Genomic DNA, 14,986 nt, shown 5'->3' with positions numbered 1-14,986 from the left:
CCTTTGTCATGGGGCGCAGGATAATTGCCCGTATGAAACTCCGATTCACCAAGATGCAAGGCGCAGGCAACGATTTCGTGGTGCTTGACGCCACCCGCGCGCCGCTTGAACTCTCACCTGCGCAGTTCCGCTTCATCGCTGATCGCCGTTTTGGCATCGGCGCTGACCAGATTCTGATCGTCGGGCCCTCGCCAGCTGAGGGCATCGACTTCCGCTATCGCATCGTCAACGCTGACGGCAGTGAAGTCGAACAGTGCGGCAACGGCGCACGCTGTTTTGCCCGCTTTGTCAAAGATGCGGGCCTGACCGACAAGCTGCGTATACGGGTCCAAACCCTGTCGGGCGTGATTGAGCCTGAGCTGCACAGCGACGGCCGGGTCACGGTCGATATGGGCCCGCCGGTGCTTGACCTGCCGCGTGTGCCCTTCAACCCCGAAGGCCTCTCCGCGCCGCGTCAGGTCGGGGCCACCGAGCTGTGGTCGCTGCCCGTGGCTGATCGCCTCATCGAAGCGGCCGTGGTGTCGATGGGCAACCCGCACGCGGTGTTGCCGATCACGCAGTTCGGCGTCGAGGATGTCGATCAAGCGCCGGTGGCGCAGTTTGGTCCGTTGATCGAACATCACCCCGCCTTCCCGCGTCGGGTCAATGTGGGCTTTCTCCAAATTGTTTCACGTGGAACAGTGCGGCTGCGGGTGTTCGAGCGTGGCACTGGCGAGACGCTGGCCTGTGGCACCGGCGCTTGCGGGGCGGTGGTCGCCGGTATCCGTCTGGGCTGGCTGGATGAGCGGGTGGATGTCGAAACCCGGGGTGGTCAGCTGACGATCGAGTGGCGCGGCCCGGGGCATTCGGTCTTCCTCACTGGCCCCGCCGTGACGGTGTTTGAGGGCGAGATTGAGCTTCCAGTCTAAAAGCGAAGGCCATGGCGAGGTGAAGCATGATGGACGTGGATGGCGTGGCCCTGCAAATGCGCCTAGCGCGTATGGAACAGCGCTGGCGCGAGGTGCTGCATCACGGCCGCGACAACGCGCTCACCGCGCAGCGCATGCATGACTGGGCCTGCACCTTGTTGCGGGTCAATGAGCCGGATGAGCTGGTGGATGTGTTGTTGGCTGAGTTGATGGAAGCCTTCCTGATCCCCGAAGCGGGGCTGCGACTCTGGTCGGTGGCAGCGCGCTACCAAGAGGCACCTTTCTTCGAGAGAGTCAGCCCCGCTTTGCGTGAGGCCACCTCGGCCTTGGCCCCGCTCTACTGCGGTCCCCGGATCGCTTCACCGGCCTTGGTTTGGCTCGATGAGCCCGAGGCGGTGGCGTCGATGGTGCTGATTCCCTTGCGCTTGGCCCCCATGACCCCCGCCTTTGGTTTGATGGTGTTGGGCTCGCCTGAGCCGGATCGCTTCAGCGTCGCGCTGGCGACCGATTTTCTGCAACGTATGGGCGAGCTGGCCAGTGCGGCCTTGATGCGCCTTCTCCCGAATCGGCCCTGAACCATGCGTCAACGTGCCTCTGTCGTGCCTGCTCTGCCCGCCTTGGCGCAGGTGCGTGATCTGCCGGCTGACATCGCGGCCTTCCTGACGCACTTGCGTGTTGAGCGCCGCTTGGCCGAGCGCACCTTGAGCATGTATCACGATGCCTTGGTGCGCCTGATGCGCGCTGCGGCCGAGTTGCCGCTTGATCTGCGCAAGGTGCAGCCCAGCCACGTGCGGCGCTGGGCGGCGCGCCTTAACGGCCAAGGGTTGTCGGCGCGCAGCATCGCCATTCATTTGGCGGCGTGGCGCGGGCTCTATCGCTACTTGGGCCGTGCAGGGCTGGTGGGGCTCAATCCGGTGGAAGGCATCCGGCCGCCCAAAGCGGGGCGGCCCTTGCCCAAGGCGTTGAGCGTTGAACAGGCGGTGGCGCTGGCCGAGCACCGGGCTGGAGCTGCGGCGGCTGATGAACCTCTGGAGCTGCGCGACCGGGCCATCGTTGAACTGCTTTACGGCTGTGGCTTGCGCATCTCCGAATTGCTCGGTTTGGATGTCCGCCCCGGCGGGGCCACGGCCGGTTGGGTCGATGTGGCGGAAGCGCAAGCCCAAGTCTTCGGCAAGGGCCAGCGGCGGCGCAGTTTGCCGGTCGGGCCGGTGGCGGTGAGCGCCCTGAAGGCTTGGCTGGCGGTGCGTGCCACCTTGGCCAAGCCGGAGGAGGGCGCGCTCTTTGTCAGCACGCGCGGCACGCGGCTCACGGATGGTCAATTGCGGCGCAGGCTGGCGCAGCGAGCTTTGGAGGCGGGCTTGGGTGTGCATGTGCAGCCGCACATGCTGCGTCACAGCTATGCCTCGCATTTGCTGCAATCGAGCGGCGATCTGCGCGCTGTGCAAGAGCTGCTGGGCCACGCTCAGGTCACCACCACGCAGGCCTACACGCGGCTCGACTTCCAGCATTTGGCCCGGGTCTATGACGCCGCGCATCCTCGGGCGCGCAAGGGTTAAGTCGGTTTGAGACGGTCCGAATCAGCGTTGTTTCACGTGGAACAACAGCGACAATGCCGACATGAAAGTCATTCAAATTCGTGAAGGTAAAGAGCGTTCGCTGCTGCGACGCCATCCTTGGGTGTTCCAAGGCAGCGTTGCTTCTGGCAAGGCCGATTTGGGCGAAACGGTGCGGGTGCAGTCCCACGACGGCCAGTTTCTCGCTTGGGCGGCCTACAGCCCGAATTCGCAGATCCGTGTGCGCGCCTGGAGCTTCGACGAGAGCGAGCGCATCGACCGCGCCTTCTTCCGTCGCCGCATCGAGCAGGCGGTGGCCGTGCGCGCCCGCATGGCGGTGCCCAGCAACGGCGTGCGCTTGTTGCATGGCGAGGCCGATGGTCTGCCGGGCTTGGTGGTGGACCGCTACGACGACACGCTCTCGGTGCAGTTTCTCAGCGCAGGGGTGGAGCACTGGAAGGATGTCATCGCCGATGAGTTGCTTGCGACGACGGGCTGCACGCGCATCTTCGAGCGCTCGGATGCCTCGGTGCGCCAGCTCGAAGGCCTGCCTTCGGTGACCGGCTGGTTGCGTGGCGATGGCTCAACCGTGATCACCTTGCAAGAGCACCGCTGGCATTTGCGTGTCGATGTGGCTGAGGGCCACAAGACCGGCTACTACCTTGATCAGCGCGACAACCGGGCGCTCTTTGCCGACATGGTGCGGCAGTACGGCTGCAAGCAGGTGCTGAACTGCTTTAGCTACACGGGCGGTTTTTCAGTGGCGGCGCTCGCCGGTGGGGCGCAGGAAGTCTGGAGCATTGATTCTTCGGCCCCCGCCTTGGCCCGTGCGGTCGAGCACGTGGCGCTCAACGGTTTTGAGGCCGAGCGCCATCACGTGGTCGATGCCGATGTGAACGCTTCGCTGCGTCAGTACCTCAAAGAAGGTCGGCGCTTCGATGCCATCGTGCTTGATCCGCCCAAATTGGCCCCGACCGCTGCGCACGCTGAGCGGGCGGCACGGGCTTACAAAGACATCAACCGCTTGGCGCTGATGCTGCTCAACGAGGGCGGCTTGCTGCTGAGCTTCAGTTGCTCAGGCGGCATCAGCGCCGATCTGTTTCACAAGATCGTGGCCGGTGCCGGCATGGACGCCAAGGTCGATGCTTACTTGCTGCGCCGGCTCGAAGCGGCCAGCGATCACCCCACCACCTTGGTCTTTCCCGAGGGTGAATATCTCAAAGGCTTGGCGCTGTTGCGGCGCTGAACGGTGCGTGAAGCCCTGCTGTGGATAACTTTGACGCCCAGCGGGTTTTTTTGTGGGATTCTCTCTGCGGTATGGGTGGTTTTGAGCTGTGGATAACTTTGTGGATGGCCCCCAAAATTTAGAATCTCGCCCTGACTGAATCCGAGGACTTTTTCCATGTTGTATCCCCAGAAATTCGATGTGATTGTGGTGGGCGGTGGCCACGCTGGCACCGAGGCGGCGCTGGCTGCTGCGCGTATGGGCTGTGACACCCTGCTGTTGAGCCACAACATCGAGACCTTGGGGCAAATGAGCTGCAACCCCTCGATTGGTGGCATCGGCAAGGGCCATTTGGTCAAGGAAGTGGACGCGCTGGGTGGGGCCATGGCGGCCGCCACCGACGAGAGCGGTATCCAGTTCCGCATCCTCAATGCCTCCAAAGGCCCAGCGGTGCGCGCCACCCGGGCGCAGGCGGACCGGATTCTCTACAAGGCCGCGATTCGCCATCGGCTGGAGAACCAGCCGCACCTGTGGCTCTTTCAGCAAGCGGTCGATGACCTGATCCTTGAAGGTGATCGCGTTGCGGGCGTGATCACCCAAGTGGGGATTCGCTTCGAGGCCCGCACGGTGGTGTTGACCGCTGGTACCTTCCTCGATGGCAAGGTCCACGTCGGCTTGAACAATTACCCCGCCGGGCGGGCGGGCGATCCGGCGGCGGTGACTTTGTCGGCGCGGCTCAAAGAATTGCCGATGCCCCAAGGGCGACTCAAGACCGGCACGCCGCCGCGCATTGATGGCCGCTCGATCGATTTCAGCAAGCTCGTCGAGCAGCCCGGTGATCTGGATCCGGTGCCGGTGTTCAGCTTTCTCGGCACGCCTGAGCAGCATCCGCGCCAGTTGCCGTGCTGGATCACCCACACCAACACCCGCACCCACGACATCTTGCGCTCAGGGTTTGATCGCAGCCCGATGTTCACCGGCGTGATTGCTGGGGTGGGGCCGCGCTATTGCCCGAGCATCGAAGACAAGATCAATCGCTTTGCCGACAAGGACAGCCATCAGATCTTTTTAGAGCCCGAAGGTCTGACCACCCATGAGTTCTATCCCAACGGCGTATCGACCTCGTTGCCCTTTGATATTCAACTCGCCGCCCTGCGCTCCATGCCGGGGCTGGAAAACGCCTATGTGCTGCGGCCGGGCTATGCCATCGAGTACGACTACTTTGATCCGCGTGAACTCAAGGCCACGTTTGAGTCGAAGGTGCTTCAAGGCTTGTTCTTGGCAGGGCAGATTAACGGCACCACCGGCTACGAAGAAGCGGCCGCCCAAGGCCTGTTTGCCGGGGCCAACGCGGCCCTGCAAGCCAAAGAGCGCGACCCGTGGTCCTTGGGTCGGCACGAGGCCTATTTGGGCGTGCTGGTCGATGATCTGATCACCAAGGGCGTGTCGGAGCCGTACCGCATGTTCACCAGCCGGGCGGAGTTCCGCCTGCACTTGCGCGAGGACAACGCCGACGAGCGCCTGACCGAGATCGGCCACAAGCTGGGCTTGGTCGATGAGCATCGGTGGACGGTGTTCAACCGCAAGCGCGATCTTGTTTCACGTGAAACATCGCGCCTGCAATCGACCTGGGTGCATCCGCGCATCGTCTCGGCCGAGGTGGCCGAGCGCCATCTGGGCAAGGCGTTGGAACATGAATATCGTCTGCTTGATTTATTGCGCCGCCCGGGCATCGGCTTCGATGCCGTCTCGTCGTTGAGTGAAACCATCGATGTTTCACGTGAAACATTGCGCCAAGAAGTGGGCGTGCGGCTGGCCGATGAGGTGATCGAGCAGATCGAAATCACCACCAAGTACGCCGGCTACATCGACAAGCAAAAGGAAGAAGTCGAGCGCACGGCGGGCTACGAACAACTGCCTTTGCCCGCTGATCTGGATTACGCCGCCGTGACGGCGTTGTCGATTGAAGTGCGCCAAAAGCTGGCCCGCCAGCGCCCCGAGACCTTGGGGCAAGCGGCACGGATCTCAGGCGTGACACCCGCAGCGATTTCGCTGCTGTTGGTGCATTTGAAAAAGAAGCGCTTGAAAGGCGCGGTAAAAGACGCGGTGAAAGACGCGGTGAAAGACGGGGAGCCCACATGACGACTGCTGATGTACACGCTTTTTTACCCACCTTGCGCCAAGGTGCGGCGGAGTTGGGTGTCGCGCTGGATAGCGCTGCGGCTGAGCGCCTGCTGGCCTATGTGGCGTTGATCGCGCGCTGGAACAAGGTCTACAACCTGACCGCTTTGCGCGCGCTCGATCAAATGATCACTCACCATGTCATCGACAGCTTGGCGCTGATTCCACCGTTGCGCGCTGTGTTGGGTCACAAGGTCGAGGAGCAGCTCAGCGTGCTGGATGTCGGCAGCGGCGGGGGCATGCCGGGGGTGATGGTGGCGACGGTCTGTCCGGGTTGGCAAGTGACGTGCGTGGACGCCGTGGCCAAGAAGTCCACCTTCATTCGCCAGGTCTCGGCTGAATTGGGGTTGAAAAACCTCAGCGCGGTTCATAGCCGGGTCGAGCAGATGCCGGGCAGCTTCGACATCATCACCTCGCGCGCCTTTGCGTCGCTGGCCGATTTTGTGAGCCTGACCCGTCATCTGCTGCGCCCTGACGGTCTCTGGGTCGCCATGAAGGGCGTGGAGCCCTTCGATGAAATTGCCGCTTTGCCGCCGGACATTGAAATGTTTCACGTGGAACATTTGCGTGTTCCGGGGGTGGATGCCCGTCGTTGTCTGGTGTGGATGCGCAAGGTGAAGTGACAAGGTGAATTGATCATGACCAAGATTTTTTGTGTCGCCAATCAGAAAGGTGGGGTCGGCAAAACCACCACCACCGTCAATCTGGCTGCCGCCTTGGCGGCTGTGGGGCAGCGCGTGCTGCTGATTGATCTGGACCCGCAAGGCAACGCCACGATGGGCTCGGGGCTGGACAAGCGCAGCTTGCCGCTCTCGGTCTACGACGTTTTGCTGGGTTCTTCGAGCGTGCAAGAGGCGCGGCAGCACGTCGCGGCCGTGGGTTACGACGTGCTCGGGGCCAACCGTGAGCTGGCGGGGGCGGACATCGAGTTGGTGTCGATGGAACACCGCGACCGGCGTCTCAAGATGGCCTTGGTGGCGGTGGAGACCGAGTACGACTTTGTGCTGATCGACTGCCCACCGTCTTTGAGCCTACTGACGCTCAACGGCCTGACCAGTGCCCACGGCGTGATCGTGCCGATGCAGTGCGAATACTTTGCGCTCGAAGGCTTGTCCGATCTGGTCAACACCATCCGCCAGATCCAAGCTAAGTTGAATCCGCAGCTGGAAATCATCGGCCTGCTGCGCGTCATGTTTGATCAGCGCACCACCTTGCAAAACCAAGTCAGCCAAGATTTGTTGGCGCACTTTGGCGATCAGGTTTTCAACACCATCATCCCGCGCAATGTGCGCTTGGCCGAGGCCCCAAGCCATGGCCTGCCGGGGGTGGTGTTTGATCCATCCTCACGCGGGGCCAAAGCCTTCTTGCAGTTTGCCCGCGAGATGGTGGAGCGCGTCCAACCCGCCGCAGCGCGTTGAACGCTTAAACAGCGGTTTGAGCCCTTGAAAAGCGCCACGTCCCGGCGGCGTCTTGCTGGCGGTGCAGCTCACCGCTGTGCCAAAGCGCGTGCAAATGTGCGATGGCTTCGCCCATGGCGAACAAGGTTTGATGGGCATCGAGCGGGCGTCTAAAGAGCACCGGCAACACGTCGGCGGCGCTGATGCCCTCGGCTTCAACGGTTGGTGCGGCCAAGCTTTGGCGCAGGTCCGCAAAGCGATCCGCGTGGTGTTGCAGCAGTTGCGTGATGCGCCCTTGCAGGCCCCGAAAGGGTCGGCCGTGGGACGGCAGCACCCAGGTCTGATCGGGCAGATGCTGCATGGCGTGCAACGAGTCGAGATAAAGCTGCAAAGGATTGCCCTCGGGCTCGGCGTCGGTGACGCTGACGTTGGTCGAGATGCGCGGCAGCACCATGTCGCCCGAAATCATCAGCCCGGCGTCGGCGCAGTAGAGCGCCATGTGTTCGGGGGCGTGGCCGTGGCCGGCGATCAGGTTCCACGTGTGCGCCCCGATGCGCAGCGTTTGCCCGGCCATCAAGCGCCGGTAGGTGGGGGGGACCCGCGCAACAAGTTCGCTGTAGTAGCCCGCTTTGGCGCGTATCCAGGATTGCTTCTCGGCATCGACCAGCCCGTGGCTGCCCAGAAAGTCGGCCGCCGCTTGGCCCCAATGGCCTGAGCTTTGCTGCGAAGCGGCGCGCGCTGCCAGCCAGTCGGTGGCGCTGATCCACAGCCGCACCGGGCGCGTGGGAAGGCTCCAGCGCTCGATCAACCAGTCGGCCAAGCCGATGTGATCCGGGTGCATGTGGGTGACGACGACGCGCAGGATCGGCAAACCCTCCAGCGCATGGGCAAACAGCGTCTCCCACGCTTGGCGGGTCGTGGGCGTATCGAGGCCGGTGTCCACCACGGTCCAGCCTTGCACGCCCTCCAAGCAGTCACGCAGCAACCAGAGGTTGATGTGATCCAAGGCAAAGGGCAGCGGCATGCGCAGCCAGTACACCCCCGGCGCGATCAACACCCGCTCGGCCAAGGCGGGAACGCTTTCACCCTGGGGATAGGTGAGGACTTCGTGGGTGGCGGTGTGTTGGGGCAGGCTCATCGTGGGTAGACTAACGTTTACGTTAACGTCAGTGTAGCCATGACCACCAGCCCGTCTTCCGCGCGTCTTTTCACCATATCCGAGTTGGCGCAGGAGTTCGATCTCACGCCCCGGGCGATTCGTTTTTACGAAGATGTCGGCTTGCTCACGCCCAGCCGCGATGGGCGGCACCGGGTCTACACCCACCGCGACCGCACGCGTCTCAAGCTGACCTTGCGGGGCAAGCGCTTGGGCTTGTCCTTGCAGGAGATCAAGCAGCTGGTGGACATGTACGACGCGTCCTCGGACACCAAACCGCAGCTGGAAGCGTTTTTGCAGGTGTTGCACACCCATCGTCTGCAACTGGAGCAGCAGCTCGAAGACATCCGCATCACTTTGGATGAAATCAGCCAGCACGAAGAACGCTGCCGCAGCACGCTGGCTCAACAACACACCCCACCCATGCCTCTCGGAGACTGACCCATGACCTTGACGACCCTGCCTGGCCTCGACTTCATGTTGGGCGACGACATCGACGCGCTGCGCGATGCGGTACGCAGCTTTGCACAGCGCGAGATCGCGCCGCTGGCGGCGGAGATGGATCGCAGCGATCAGTTCCCCATGCTGCTGTGGCGCAAGATGGGCGAGTTGGGTTTGCTGGGCATCACCGTGCCACAAGAGCTGGGCGGTGCGGGCATGGGGTATCTGGCGCACATGATCGCCATGGAGGAGCTGAGCCGGGCCTCGGCCTCGGTGGCCCTGTCTTATGGCGCGCACAGCAACCTGTGCGTCAACCAGATCCGGCGCAATGGCAGCGCCGCCCAACAGGCCAAGTACTTGCCCAAGCTGATCTCGGGCGAGCATGTGGGTGCCTTGGCCATGAGCGAGCCGGGCGCGGGCTCCGACGTGCTGAGCATGCAACTGCGCGCCGAGTGGCGCGCTCCGCAGGGGCGCTATGTGCTCAACGGCAGCAAGATGTGGATCACCAACGGCCCCGACGCCGACACCTTGGTGGTTTACGCCAAGACCGCGCCTGAGCTGGGCGCGCGTGGGGTCACGGCCTTTTTGATCGAGAAGGACATGCCGGGTTTTCGGGTGGCGCAAAAACTCGACAAGCTGGGCATGCGTGGCTCGCACACTGGCGAGCTGGTGTTTGATAACGTTGAGGTGCCGGCTGAGAACGTGCTGGGCGAGGTCGGCGGCGGCACCAAGGTGCTGATGTCCGGTTTGGACTACGAGCGCGCCGTGCTGGCCGCTGGACCGCTGGGCATCATGCAGGCGGTGATGGACAACGTGGTGCCCTACATCCACGACCGCAAGCAATTTGGTCAGAGCATCGGCGAGTTCCAGCTCATCCAAGCCAAGGTGGCCGATATGTACACCGTGCTGCAAGCGGCGCGCGCTTTCACCTACACCGTGGGCAAAAACCTCGACAAGCTCGCGGCCCAACCGGGGGGCGGGCATGTGCGCCAAGTGCGCAAGGATTGCGCCAGCGTCATCTTGTGGTGCGCCGAAAAAGCCACCTGGATGGCGGGTGAGGGCATCCAGATCTTTGGCGGCAACGGCTACATCAACGACTACCCGTTGGGGCGACTGTGGCGCGACGCCAAGCTCTACGAGATCGGTGCGGGCACCAGCGAGATCCGCCGCATGCTGATCGGTCGGGAGCTGTTCGCCGAGACCGCTTGAGGCCGCGACCTTGTGCGTAAACTTGGGTGCTTCCGCCTTCACCCGTCTCTAGCCCCATGCCCACCATGCCCCACGCTTTGCAGGATCTTTTCCAGAAAAACCGCGACTGGGCCCAAGAGAGCGAAGCCCGCGAGCCGGGCTTTTTCTCGCGGCTGCTCAAGCAGCAGTCCCCGCAGTACCTCTGGATCGGTTGCGCCGACAGCCGGGTGCCAGCCAATGAATTGGTGGGTTTGCTGCCAGGCGAGCTGTTTGTGCATCGCAACGTTGCCAACGTGGTGGCGCATTCGGATCTGAACGCCTTGTCGGTGATCCAGTTCGCGGTGGACATGTTGCACGTGAAACATGTGATCGTGGTCGGGCACTCGAACTGCGGCGGTGTCAAGGCCGCGCTGAGCAATTTGCGTGTTGGGCTGGCTGATAACTGGCTGCGTCACGTGCAAGACGTGCGCAGCCTGCACCAAAGCTTCTTGGACTCTCTGCCGCCTGCTCGGCGGGTGGATGCGCTGTGCGAGCTCAATGTGTTGGAGCAAGCGCGCAATGTGTGTCGCACCACCATCGTCGAAGATGCGTGGCAGCGCGGCCAAGAGGTGGTGATTCACGGCTGGGTCTACGGCTTGCACAATGGTTTGCTGGAAGACTTGTGCATGACCGTGGCCGGTGCCGACGATATTGCGCCGATGTATGCCAAGGCTTTGGACGCTGTGACGCGGCGCTACGGCTTGAAAAATGTTGATTCCGTTGTCGAGGATGTTTGATGTTTCCACAGCAGTTGAATGACAGCCGGGCGTTTGAGATCGCCACGGCTTTGATCGAAGGTTTCAATCGCCACTACCGGCCCTTTCGCGCCACCAGCGCTGAGGCCAAAAAGCGCTTTGAACAACAAGATTGGCACGGCCAGCAGCGCGCGCAGCGCGAGCGCATCGAGTTCTACGATAAGCGCGTGGCCGAGGCGGCGGAGCGTTTGCAACATGAATTCGAGGCTGTTTCGCTGCCGCGTGATACCTGGCACCAAGTCAAACTGCATTACATCGGTTTGCTGACCAATCATCATCAGCCCGAATTGGCCGAAACTTTCTTCAATTCAGTCACGACCAAAATCCTGCACCACAGTTATTTCCATAACGATTTTTTATTCGTGCGACCAGCGGTCAGTACAGAATATATTGAAAATGATGAGCTTGAAGCCAAGCCGACGTATCACGCATATTATCCGAATGATAAAAATCTGCGTGAAACCCTGAATAAAGTCATCGAAAACTTTGGGCTTAACCTACCCTTTGAAAACATCAACGCCGATTTGGATGATGTTTACGCGGCCTTGCTCAAGGAAATGGACGACACGCGGCTGAGGGCGAATTTCCAGATCCAAGTGCTGTCGAGTCTGTTCTTTCGCAACAAGGGCGCTTATTTGGTCGGCAAGATCATCAACGGCTACCGCGATATTCCGTTCTCTTTGCCCATCTTGCACAATGATCACGGTGAGTTAATCATTGATGCCGCCTTGTTCGGCGAAGAAGACATCTTGGCGTTGTTTAGCTTTGCACGGGCTTATTTCATGGTGGACATGGAGATCCCGAGTGCCTACGTGCAGTTCTTGCGCTCGATGATGCCGCGCAAGCCGCGCAGCGAGCTCTACAGCGCCCTCGGTCTGCAAAAGCACGGCAAGAATTTGTTTTACCGTGACTTTCTGTTCCACCTGCGCCACTCGACCGACCGTTTCCGCATCGCCCCCGGTATCAAGGGCATGGTGATGATGGTGTTCGATCTGCCGAGTTTCCCGTTTGTTTTCAAGGTCATCAAGGATTTCTATCCAGCGCAGAAGGAAACCACCCGTGAGCTGATTCAGGGTAAATATTTGCTGGTGAAGCAGCACGACCGTGTTGGGCGCATGGCCGACACGCTTGAATTCAGCAACGTTACCTTCCCGCGTGAGCGTTTTGAAGAAGAGCTGATCAAAGAGCTGAAGCATTTTTGCCCCAGCCTGATTGAAGATAATGGTGAAAACATCGTGATTCGCCATGTGTATATTGAGCGCCGCATGATTCCGCTCAATATCTTCTTGCAAGACGCCACACCTGATCAGTTGGAGCATGCCGTGATCGAATATGGCAATGCCATCAAGGATCTGGTCTCGGCCAATATTTTTCCGGGCGATATGCTCTGGAAGAACTTTGGCGTCATGCGCCAAGGCAAGGTGGTTTTCTACGACTACGACGAAATCGAATACATCACCGATTGCAACTTCCGCCGTGTGCCCGAGCCGCGCAACGAGGAAGAAGAAATGTCGGGCGAGATCTGGTACACGGTTGGCCCCAAGGATGTGTTCCCCGAAACCTTCGGTCCCTTCTTGCTCGGCAACCGTGCGGTGCGCGCGGTGTTTATGAAGCATCACGCCGATTTGCTCGATGCCGCTTTCTGGCAAGGCCACAAGGAGCGTATTGCCGCCGGGCATGTCCACGACGTCTTCCCCTACGATCCGAGCCGCCGTTTCCGCGCCACCCGAGGAGTGCTCCATGCTTGATCCCGTGGTTATTGTTGCGGCCGCCCGCACGCCCATCGGCGGCTTGTTGGGTGATTTCGCTGGCTTGGCCGCGTGGGAGCTTGGGGCTGTGGCGATCCGCGCGGCCGTTGAGCGTGCTGGGGGCGAGATCACTGCGACGGCCGTGAATGAGGTCTTGATGGGCTGCGTGCTCATGGCCGGCCAAGGCCAAGCCCCGGCGCGCCAAGCGGCCCTCAAGGCGGGGCTGCCGCTCTCAGCCGGCGCGGTGACGCTCAACAAGATGTGCGGCTCGGGCATGCGCGCCGTGATGCTGGCGCACGACATGCTCCGAGCGGGCTCAGCCGAGGTGCTGGTCGCCGGCGGCATGGAGAGCATGAGCAACGCGCCGCACCTGATGTTTGCGCGCAAGGGCGTGAAGTACGGTGCCACGCCCATGTTCGACCACATGGCCATGGACGGGCTGGAAGACGCTTATGAGCGTTTGCCCAACGGGGGTGGCAAAGCGATGGGTGTGTTTGGCGAGCAGTGCGTTGAAAAATACGGCTTCACCCGTGAGGCCCAAGATGCGTTCGCGATTCAATCGACCTTGCGCGCCCAGCAAGCCCACCAAGACGGTTCTTTCGATTGGGAAATCGCGCCGGTGACGCTCAAGGGCCGCAGCGGTAGTACTGACACGGTGATCCGCCAAGACGAGCAACCCGCCAAGGCCAAGCTCGACAAGATCGCCAGCTTGAAGCCTGCTTTTAAGAGGGACGGCACCATCACCGCTGCCAATGCCTCAAGCATCAGCGACGGCGCGGCGGCTTTGGTGCTGATGCGCGCCTCGACGGCGGCGGCGCGCGGTCTGCAACCCATCGCGCGCATCGCGGCCCACGCGGTGCATGCGCAGGAACCAGCGTGGTTCGCGACCGCCCCGGCGGGCTCGATCCGCAAGGTGCTCGACAAAGCCGGCTGGTCGGTGGCCGATGTCGATCTGTGGGAAGTGAACGAAGCCTTTGCGGCGGTCACGATGGCGGCGATGGTGGATTTTGAGTTGCCGCACGCCCGCGTCAACGTCCACGGTGGGGCCTGTGCGTTGGGGCATCCGATTGGCGCTTCGGGCGCGCGGATCTTGGTGACCTTGCTCGGCGCACTGCGTCAGCGGGGTTTGAAGCGCGGTGTCGCTTCTTTGTGTATCGGCGGCGGTGAAGCCACCGCCTTGGCTTTGGAGATGTTATGAGTCGCTATTGGAGTGCGGTGGTCCACCAGCTCAAGCCCTATGTGCCGGGCGAACAGCCCAAGCTGGCCAACCTGATCAAGCTCAACACCAATGAGAACCCCTATCCGCCCAGCCCGCAGGTGTTGGCGGCCATCCGGGCCGAACTGGGCGACGACGCCAGCCGTTTGCGGCTTTATCCCGACCCGGGGGCCACGGGTTTGCGAGCCGCTTTGGCGCGTCAACACGGTTTGCAGCCTGCGCAGGTGTTTGTCGGTAATGGCTCGGACGAAGTGCTGGCGCACATCTTTTTGGCGCTGCTCAAGCACGAAGACGCCGCCGGCCAGCCCCGGCCGCTGCTCTTTCCCGACGTCACCTACAGCTTCTATCCGACCTACTGCCTGCTCTACGGCGTGACGGCGCGCACCTTGGCGCTGGACGAGCAGCTCGGCCTGCACCTGGACGACTACATCGCGCAGGCCGACGCTGGCGCGGTGATCTTCCCCAATCCCAACGCCCCGACCGGGCGCGGCGTGCCGCTGGCGGATGTCGAGCGCTTGCTGCTCGCCCGGCCCGACATGGTGGTGGTGGTCGATGAAGCCTATGTGGATTTCGGTGCCGAGTCGGCCGCCACGTTGGTGGATCGTTTTCCCAACCTTGTGGTGGTGCATACCTTCTCCAAGTCGCGCTCACTGGCCGGCATGCGGGTGGGCTACGCCTTGGCGCAAGTCCCGCTGATCGAAGCGCTGGAGCGCGTCAAAGACAGCTTCAATTCCTATCCGCTTGACCGGCTGGCCTTGGCGGCGGCGCAGGCGGCGGTCGAGGACGAGGCCTACTTTGAGCAGACCCGCCAAGCGGTGATCCGCAGCCGTGATGGGCTCAGCGCCGAGTTGCGCCAGCTTGGCTTTGAAGTGCTGCCCTCGCAAGCCAACTTCGTCTTTGCCCGCCATCCCCAACACAGTGGCGCGGCCTTGCAACAGATGCTGCGTGAGCAAGCCATCATCGTGCGGCACTTCCGCCAGCCCGAGCGCATCGCGCCCTACCTGCGCATCACCATCGGCACCGACGCCGAATGCCAAGCCCTGGTCCAAGCTCTTGTGGCCGCCTTGAAAGGATCCCTCTGATGACCATGCCTACTGCGGCTAGTTCTGCTACTTCTGCTGCTTCTTCGTCAAAGCTTTCCGTGTTGGTGATCGGGGCCTCGCGCGGCCTCGGTCTTGA

14 protein-coding genes are annotated in these 14,986 nt (G+C 62.0%); 13 read left to right on the top strand and 1 reads right to left on the bottom strand.

The window, feature by feature from the left end; translation table 11 throughout:
• Positions 1-32: 32 nt before the first annotated feature.
• From dapF to AC3VI7_RS03645, 7 genes are all read left to right on the top strand, one after another.
• Positions 33-908: a diaminopimelate epimerase gene (dapF, locus tag AC3VI7_RS03675; protein WP_489671394.1), complete on the top strand. Its 876-nt coding sequence runs from the start codon at positions 33-35 to the stop codon at positions 906-908.
• A gap of 26 nt (positions 909-934) precedes the next feature.
• Positions 935-1,483 (top strand): DUF484 family protein, encoded by a 549-nt coding sequence (locus tag AC3VI7_RS03670; RefSeq protein ID WP_489668371.1) that lies wholly within the window; start codon positions 935-937, stop codon positions 1,481-1,483.
• Positions 1,484-1,486: 3 nt separating this feature from the next.
• A complete protein-coding gene (locus AC3VI7_RS03665) occupies positions 1,487-2,464 on the top strand; it encodes a tyrosine recombinase XerC (RefSeq protein WP_489668372.1) in 978 nt (325 codons plus the stop codon).
• Between the two features lie 61 nt (positions 2,465-2,525).
• Positions 2,526-3,707: a class I SAM-dependent rRNA methyltransferase gene (locus AC3VI7_RS03660; RefSeq protein WP_489668373.1), complete on the top strand. Its 1,182-nt coding sequence runs from the start codon at positions 2,526-2,528 to the stop codon at positions 3,705-3,707.
• Positions 3,708-3,863: 156 nt separating this feature from the next.
• Complete coding sequence (mnmG, locus tag AC3VI7_RS03655; protein WP_489668374.1) at positions 3,864-5,828, top strand: tRNA uridine-5-carboxymethylaminomethyl(34) synthesis enzyme MnmG; 1,965 nt, start codon at positions 3,864-3,866, stop codon at positions 5,826-5,828.
• Entirely contained in the window at positions 5,825-6,490 is a 666-nt protein-coding gene (gene rsmG / locus AC3VI7_RS03650; RefSeq protein ID WP_489668375.1) for a 16S rRNA (guanine(527)-N(7))-methyltransferase RsmG, read from the top strand. The genes mnmG and rsmG overlap by 4 nt, the downstream gene beginning before the upstream one ends.
• A gap of 15 nt (positions 6,491-6,505) precedes the next feature.
• Positions 6,506-7,285: a ParA family protein gene (locus tag AC3VI7_RS03645; protein WP_489668376.1), complete on the top strand. Its 780-nt coding sequence runs from the start codon at positions 6,506-6,508 to the stop codon at positions 7,283-7,285.
• Between the two features lie 4 nt (positions 7,286-7,289).
• Here the strand turns inward: AC3VI7_RS03645 and AC3VI7_RS03640 are convergent, their stop codons facing one another.
• The gene (locus tag AC3VI7_RS03640) at positions 7,290-8,402 is read right to left on the bottom strand and encodes an MBL fold metallo-hydrolase (RefSeq protein WP_489668377.1); all 1,113 of its coding nucleotides are present in this window, start codon (positions 8,400-8,402) and stop codon (positions 7,290-7,292) included.
• 39 nt (positions 8,403-8,441) lie between these two features.
• Between AC3VI7_RS03640 and AC3VI7_RS03635 the strand changes: the two genes are divergently transcribed.
• From AC3VI7_RS03635 to hisC, 6 genes are all read left to right on the top strand, one after another.
• Positions 8,442-8,861, top strand: coding sequence for a MerR family transcriptional regulator (locus AC3VI7_RS03635; protein ID WP_489668378.1), 420 nt, complete (start codon positions 8,442-8,444; stop codon positions 8,859-8,861).
• 3 nt (positions 8,862-8,864) lie between these two features.
• A complete protein-coding gene (locus AC3VI7_RS03630) occupies positions 8,865-10,070 on the top strand; it encodes an isovaleryl-CoA dehydrogenase (protein WP_489668379.1) in 1,206 nt (401 codons plus the stop codon).
• A 65-nt stretch (positions 10,071-10,135) separates the two neighbouring features.
• Positions 10,136-10,825 carry a carbonate dehydratase gene (gene can, locus AC3VI7_RS03625; RefSeq protein ID WP_489668411.1) on the top strand — a complete coding sequence of 230 codons (690 nt, stop codon included), beginning with the start codon at positions 10,136-10,138 and terminating at the stop codon, positions 10,823-10,825.
• Positions 10,825-12,591 (top strand): bifunctional isocitrate dehydrogenase kinase/phosphatase, encoded by a 1,767-nt coding sequence (gene aceK, locus AC3VI7_RS03620; RefSeq protein ID WP_489668380.1) that lies wholly within the window; start codon positions 10,825-10,827, stop codon positions 12,589-12,591. Before can ends, aceK begins: the two co-directional genes overlap by 1 nt.
• Complete coding sequence (locus tag AC3VI7_RS03615) at positions 12,584-13,789, top strand: acetyl-CoA C-acyltransferase (RefSeq protein ID WP_489668381.1); 1,206 nt, start codon at positions 12,584-12,586, stop codon at positions 13,787-13,789. Before aceK ends, AC3VI7_RS03615 begins: the two co-directional genes overlap by 8 nt.
• Positions 13,786-14,889 carry a histidinol-phosphate transaminase gene (hisC, locus tag AC3VI7_RS03610; protein ID WP_489668382.1) on the top strand — a complete coding sequence of 368 codons (1,104 nt, stop codon included), beginning with the start codon at positions 13,786-13,788 and terminating at the stop codon, positions 14,887-14,889. Before AC3VI7_RS03615 ends, hisC begins: the two co-directional genes overlap by 4 nt.
• Positions 14,890-14,986: the final 97 nt, after the last annotated feature.

The organism is Leptothrix toolikensis (SeqCode), assembly GCF_057922285.1.
This window is presented reverse-complemented; position numbering and strand designations above follow the sequence as displayed.

What these genes read in the sequence shown, in the direction of transcription:
- hisC (WP_489668382.1), top strand. Translation starts at nt 13,786, where the DNA reads ATGAGTCGCTATTGGAGTGCGGTGGTCCACCAGCTCAAGCCCTATGTG.
- dapF (WP_489671394.1), top strand. Translation starts at nt 33, where the DNA reads ATGAAACTCCGATTCACCAAGATGCAAGGCGCAGGCAACGATTTCGTG.
- AC3VI7_RS03615 (WP_489668381.1), top strand. Translation starts at nt 12,584, where the DNA reads ATGCTTGATCCCGTGGTTATTGTTGCGGCCGCCCGCACGCCCATCGGC.
- AC3VI7_RS03630 (WP_489668379.1), top strand. Translation starts at nt 8,865, where the DNA reads ATGACCTTGACGACCCTGCCTGGCCTCGACTTCATGTTGGGCGACGAC.
- can (WP_489668411.1), top strand. Translation starts at nt 10,136, where the DNA reads ATGCCCCACGCTTTGCAGGATCTTTTCCAGAAAAACCGCGACTGGGCC.
- AC3VI7_RS03665 (WP_489668372.1), top strand. Translation starts at nt 1,487, where the DNA reads ATGCGTCAACGTGCCTCTGTCGTGCCTGCTCTGCCCGCCTTGGCGCAG.
- mnmG (WP_489668374.1), top strand. Translation starts at nt 3,864, where the DNA reads ATGTTGTATCCCCAGAAATTCGATGTGATTGTGGTGGGCGGTGGCCAC.
- aceK (WP_489668380.1), top strand. Translation starts at nt 10,825, where the DNA reads ATGTTTCCACAGCAGTTGAATGACAGCCGGGCGTTTGAGATCGCCACG.
- AC3VI7_RS03640 (WP_489668377.1), bottom strand. Translation starts at nt 8,402, where the DNA reads ATGAGCCTGCCCCAACACACCGCCACCCACGAAGTCCTCACCTATCCC.
- AC3VI7_RS03635 (WP_489668378.1), top strand. Translation starts at nt 8,442, where the DNA reads ATGACCACCAGCCCGTCTTCCGCGCGTCTTTTCACCATATCCGAGTTG.
- rsmG (WP_489668375.1), top strand. Translation starts at nt 5,825, where the DNA reads ATGACGACTGCTGATGTACACGCTTTTTTACCCACCTTGCGCCAAGGT.
- AC3VI7_RS03645 (WP_489668376.1), top strand. Translation starts at nt 6,506, where the DNA reads ATGACCAAGATTTTTTGTGTCGCCAATCAGAAAGGTGGGGTCGGCAAA.
- AC3VI7_RS03670 (WP_489668371.1), top strand. Translation starts at nt 935, where the DNA reads ATGATGGACGTGGATGGCGTGGCCCTGCAAATGCGCCTAGCGCGTATG.
- AC3VI7_RS03660 (WP_489668373.1), top strand. Translation starts at nt 2,526, where the DNA reads ATGAAAGTCATTCAAATTCGTGAAGGTAAAGAGCGTTCGCTGCTGCGA.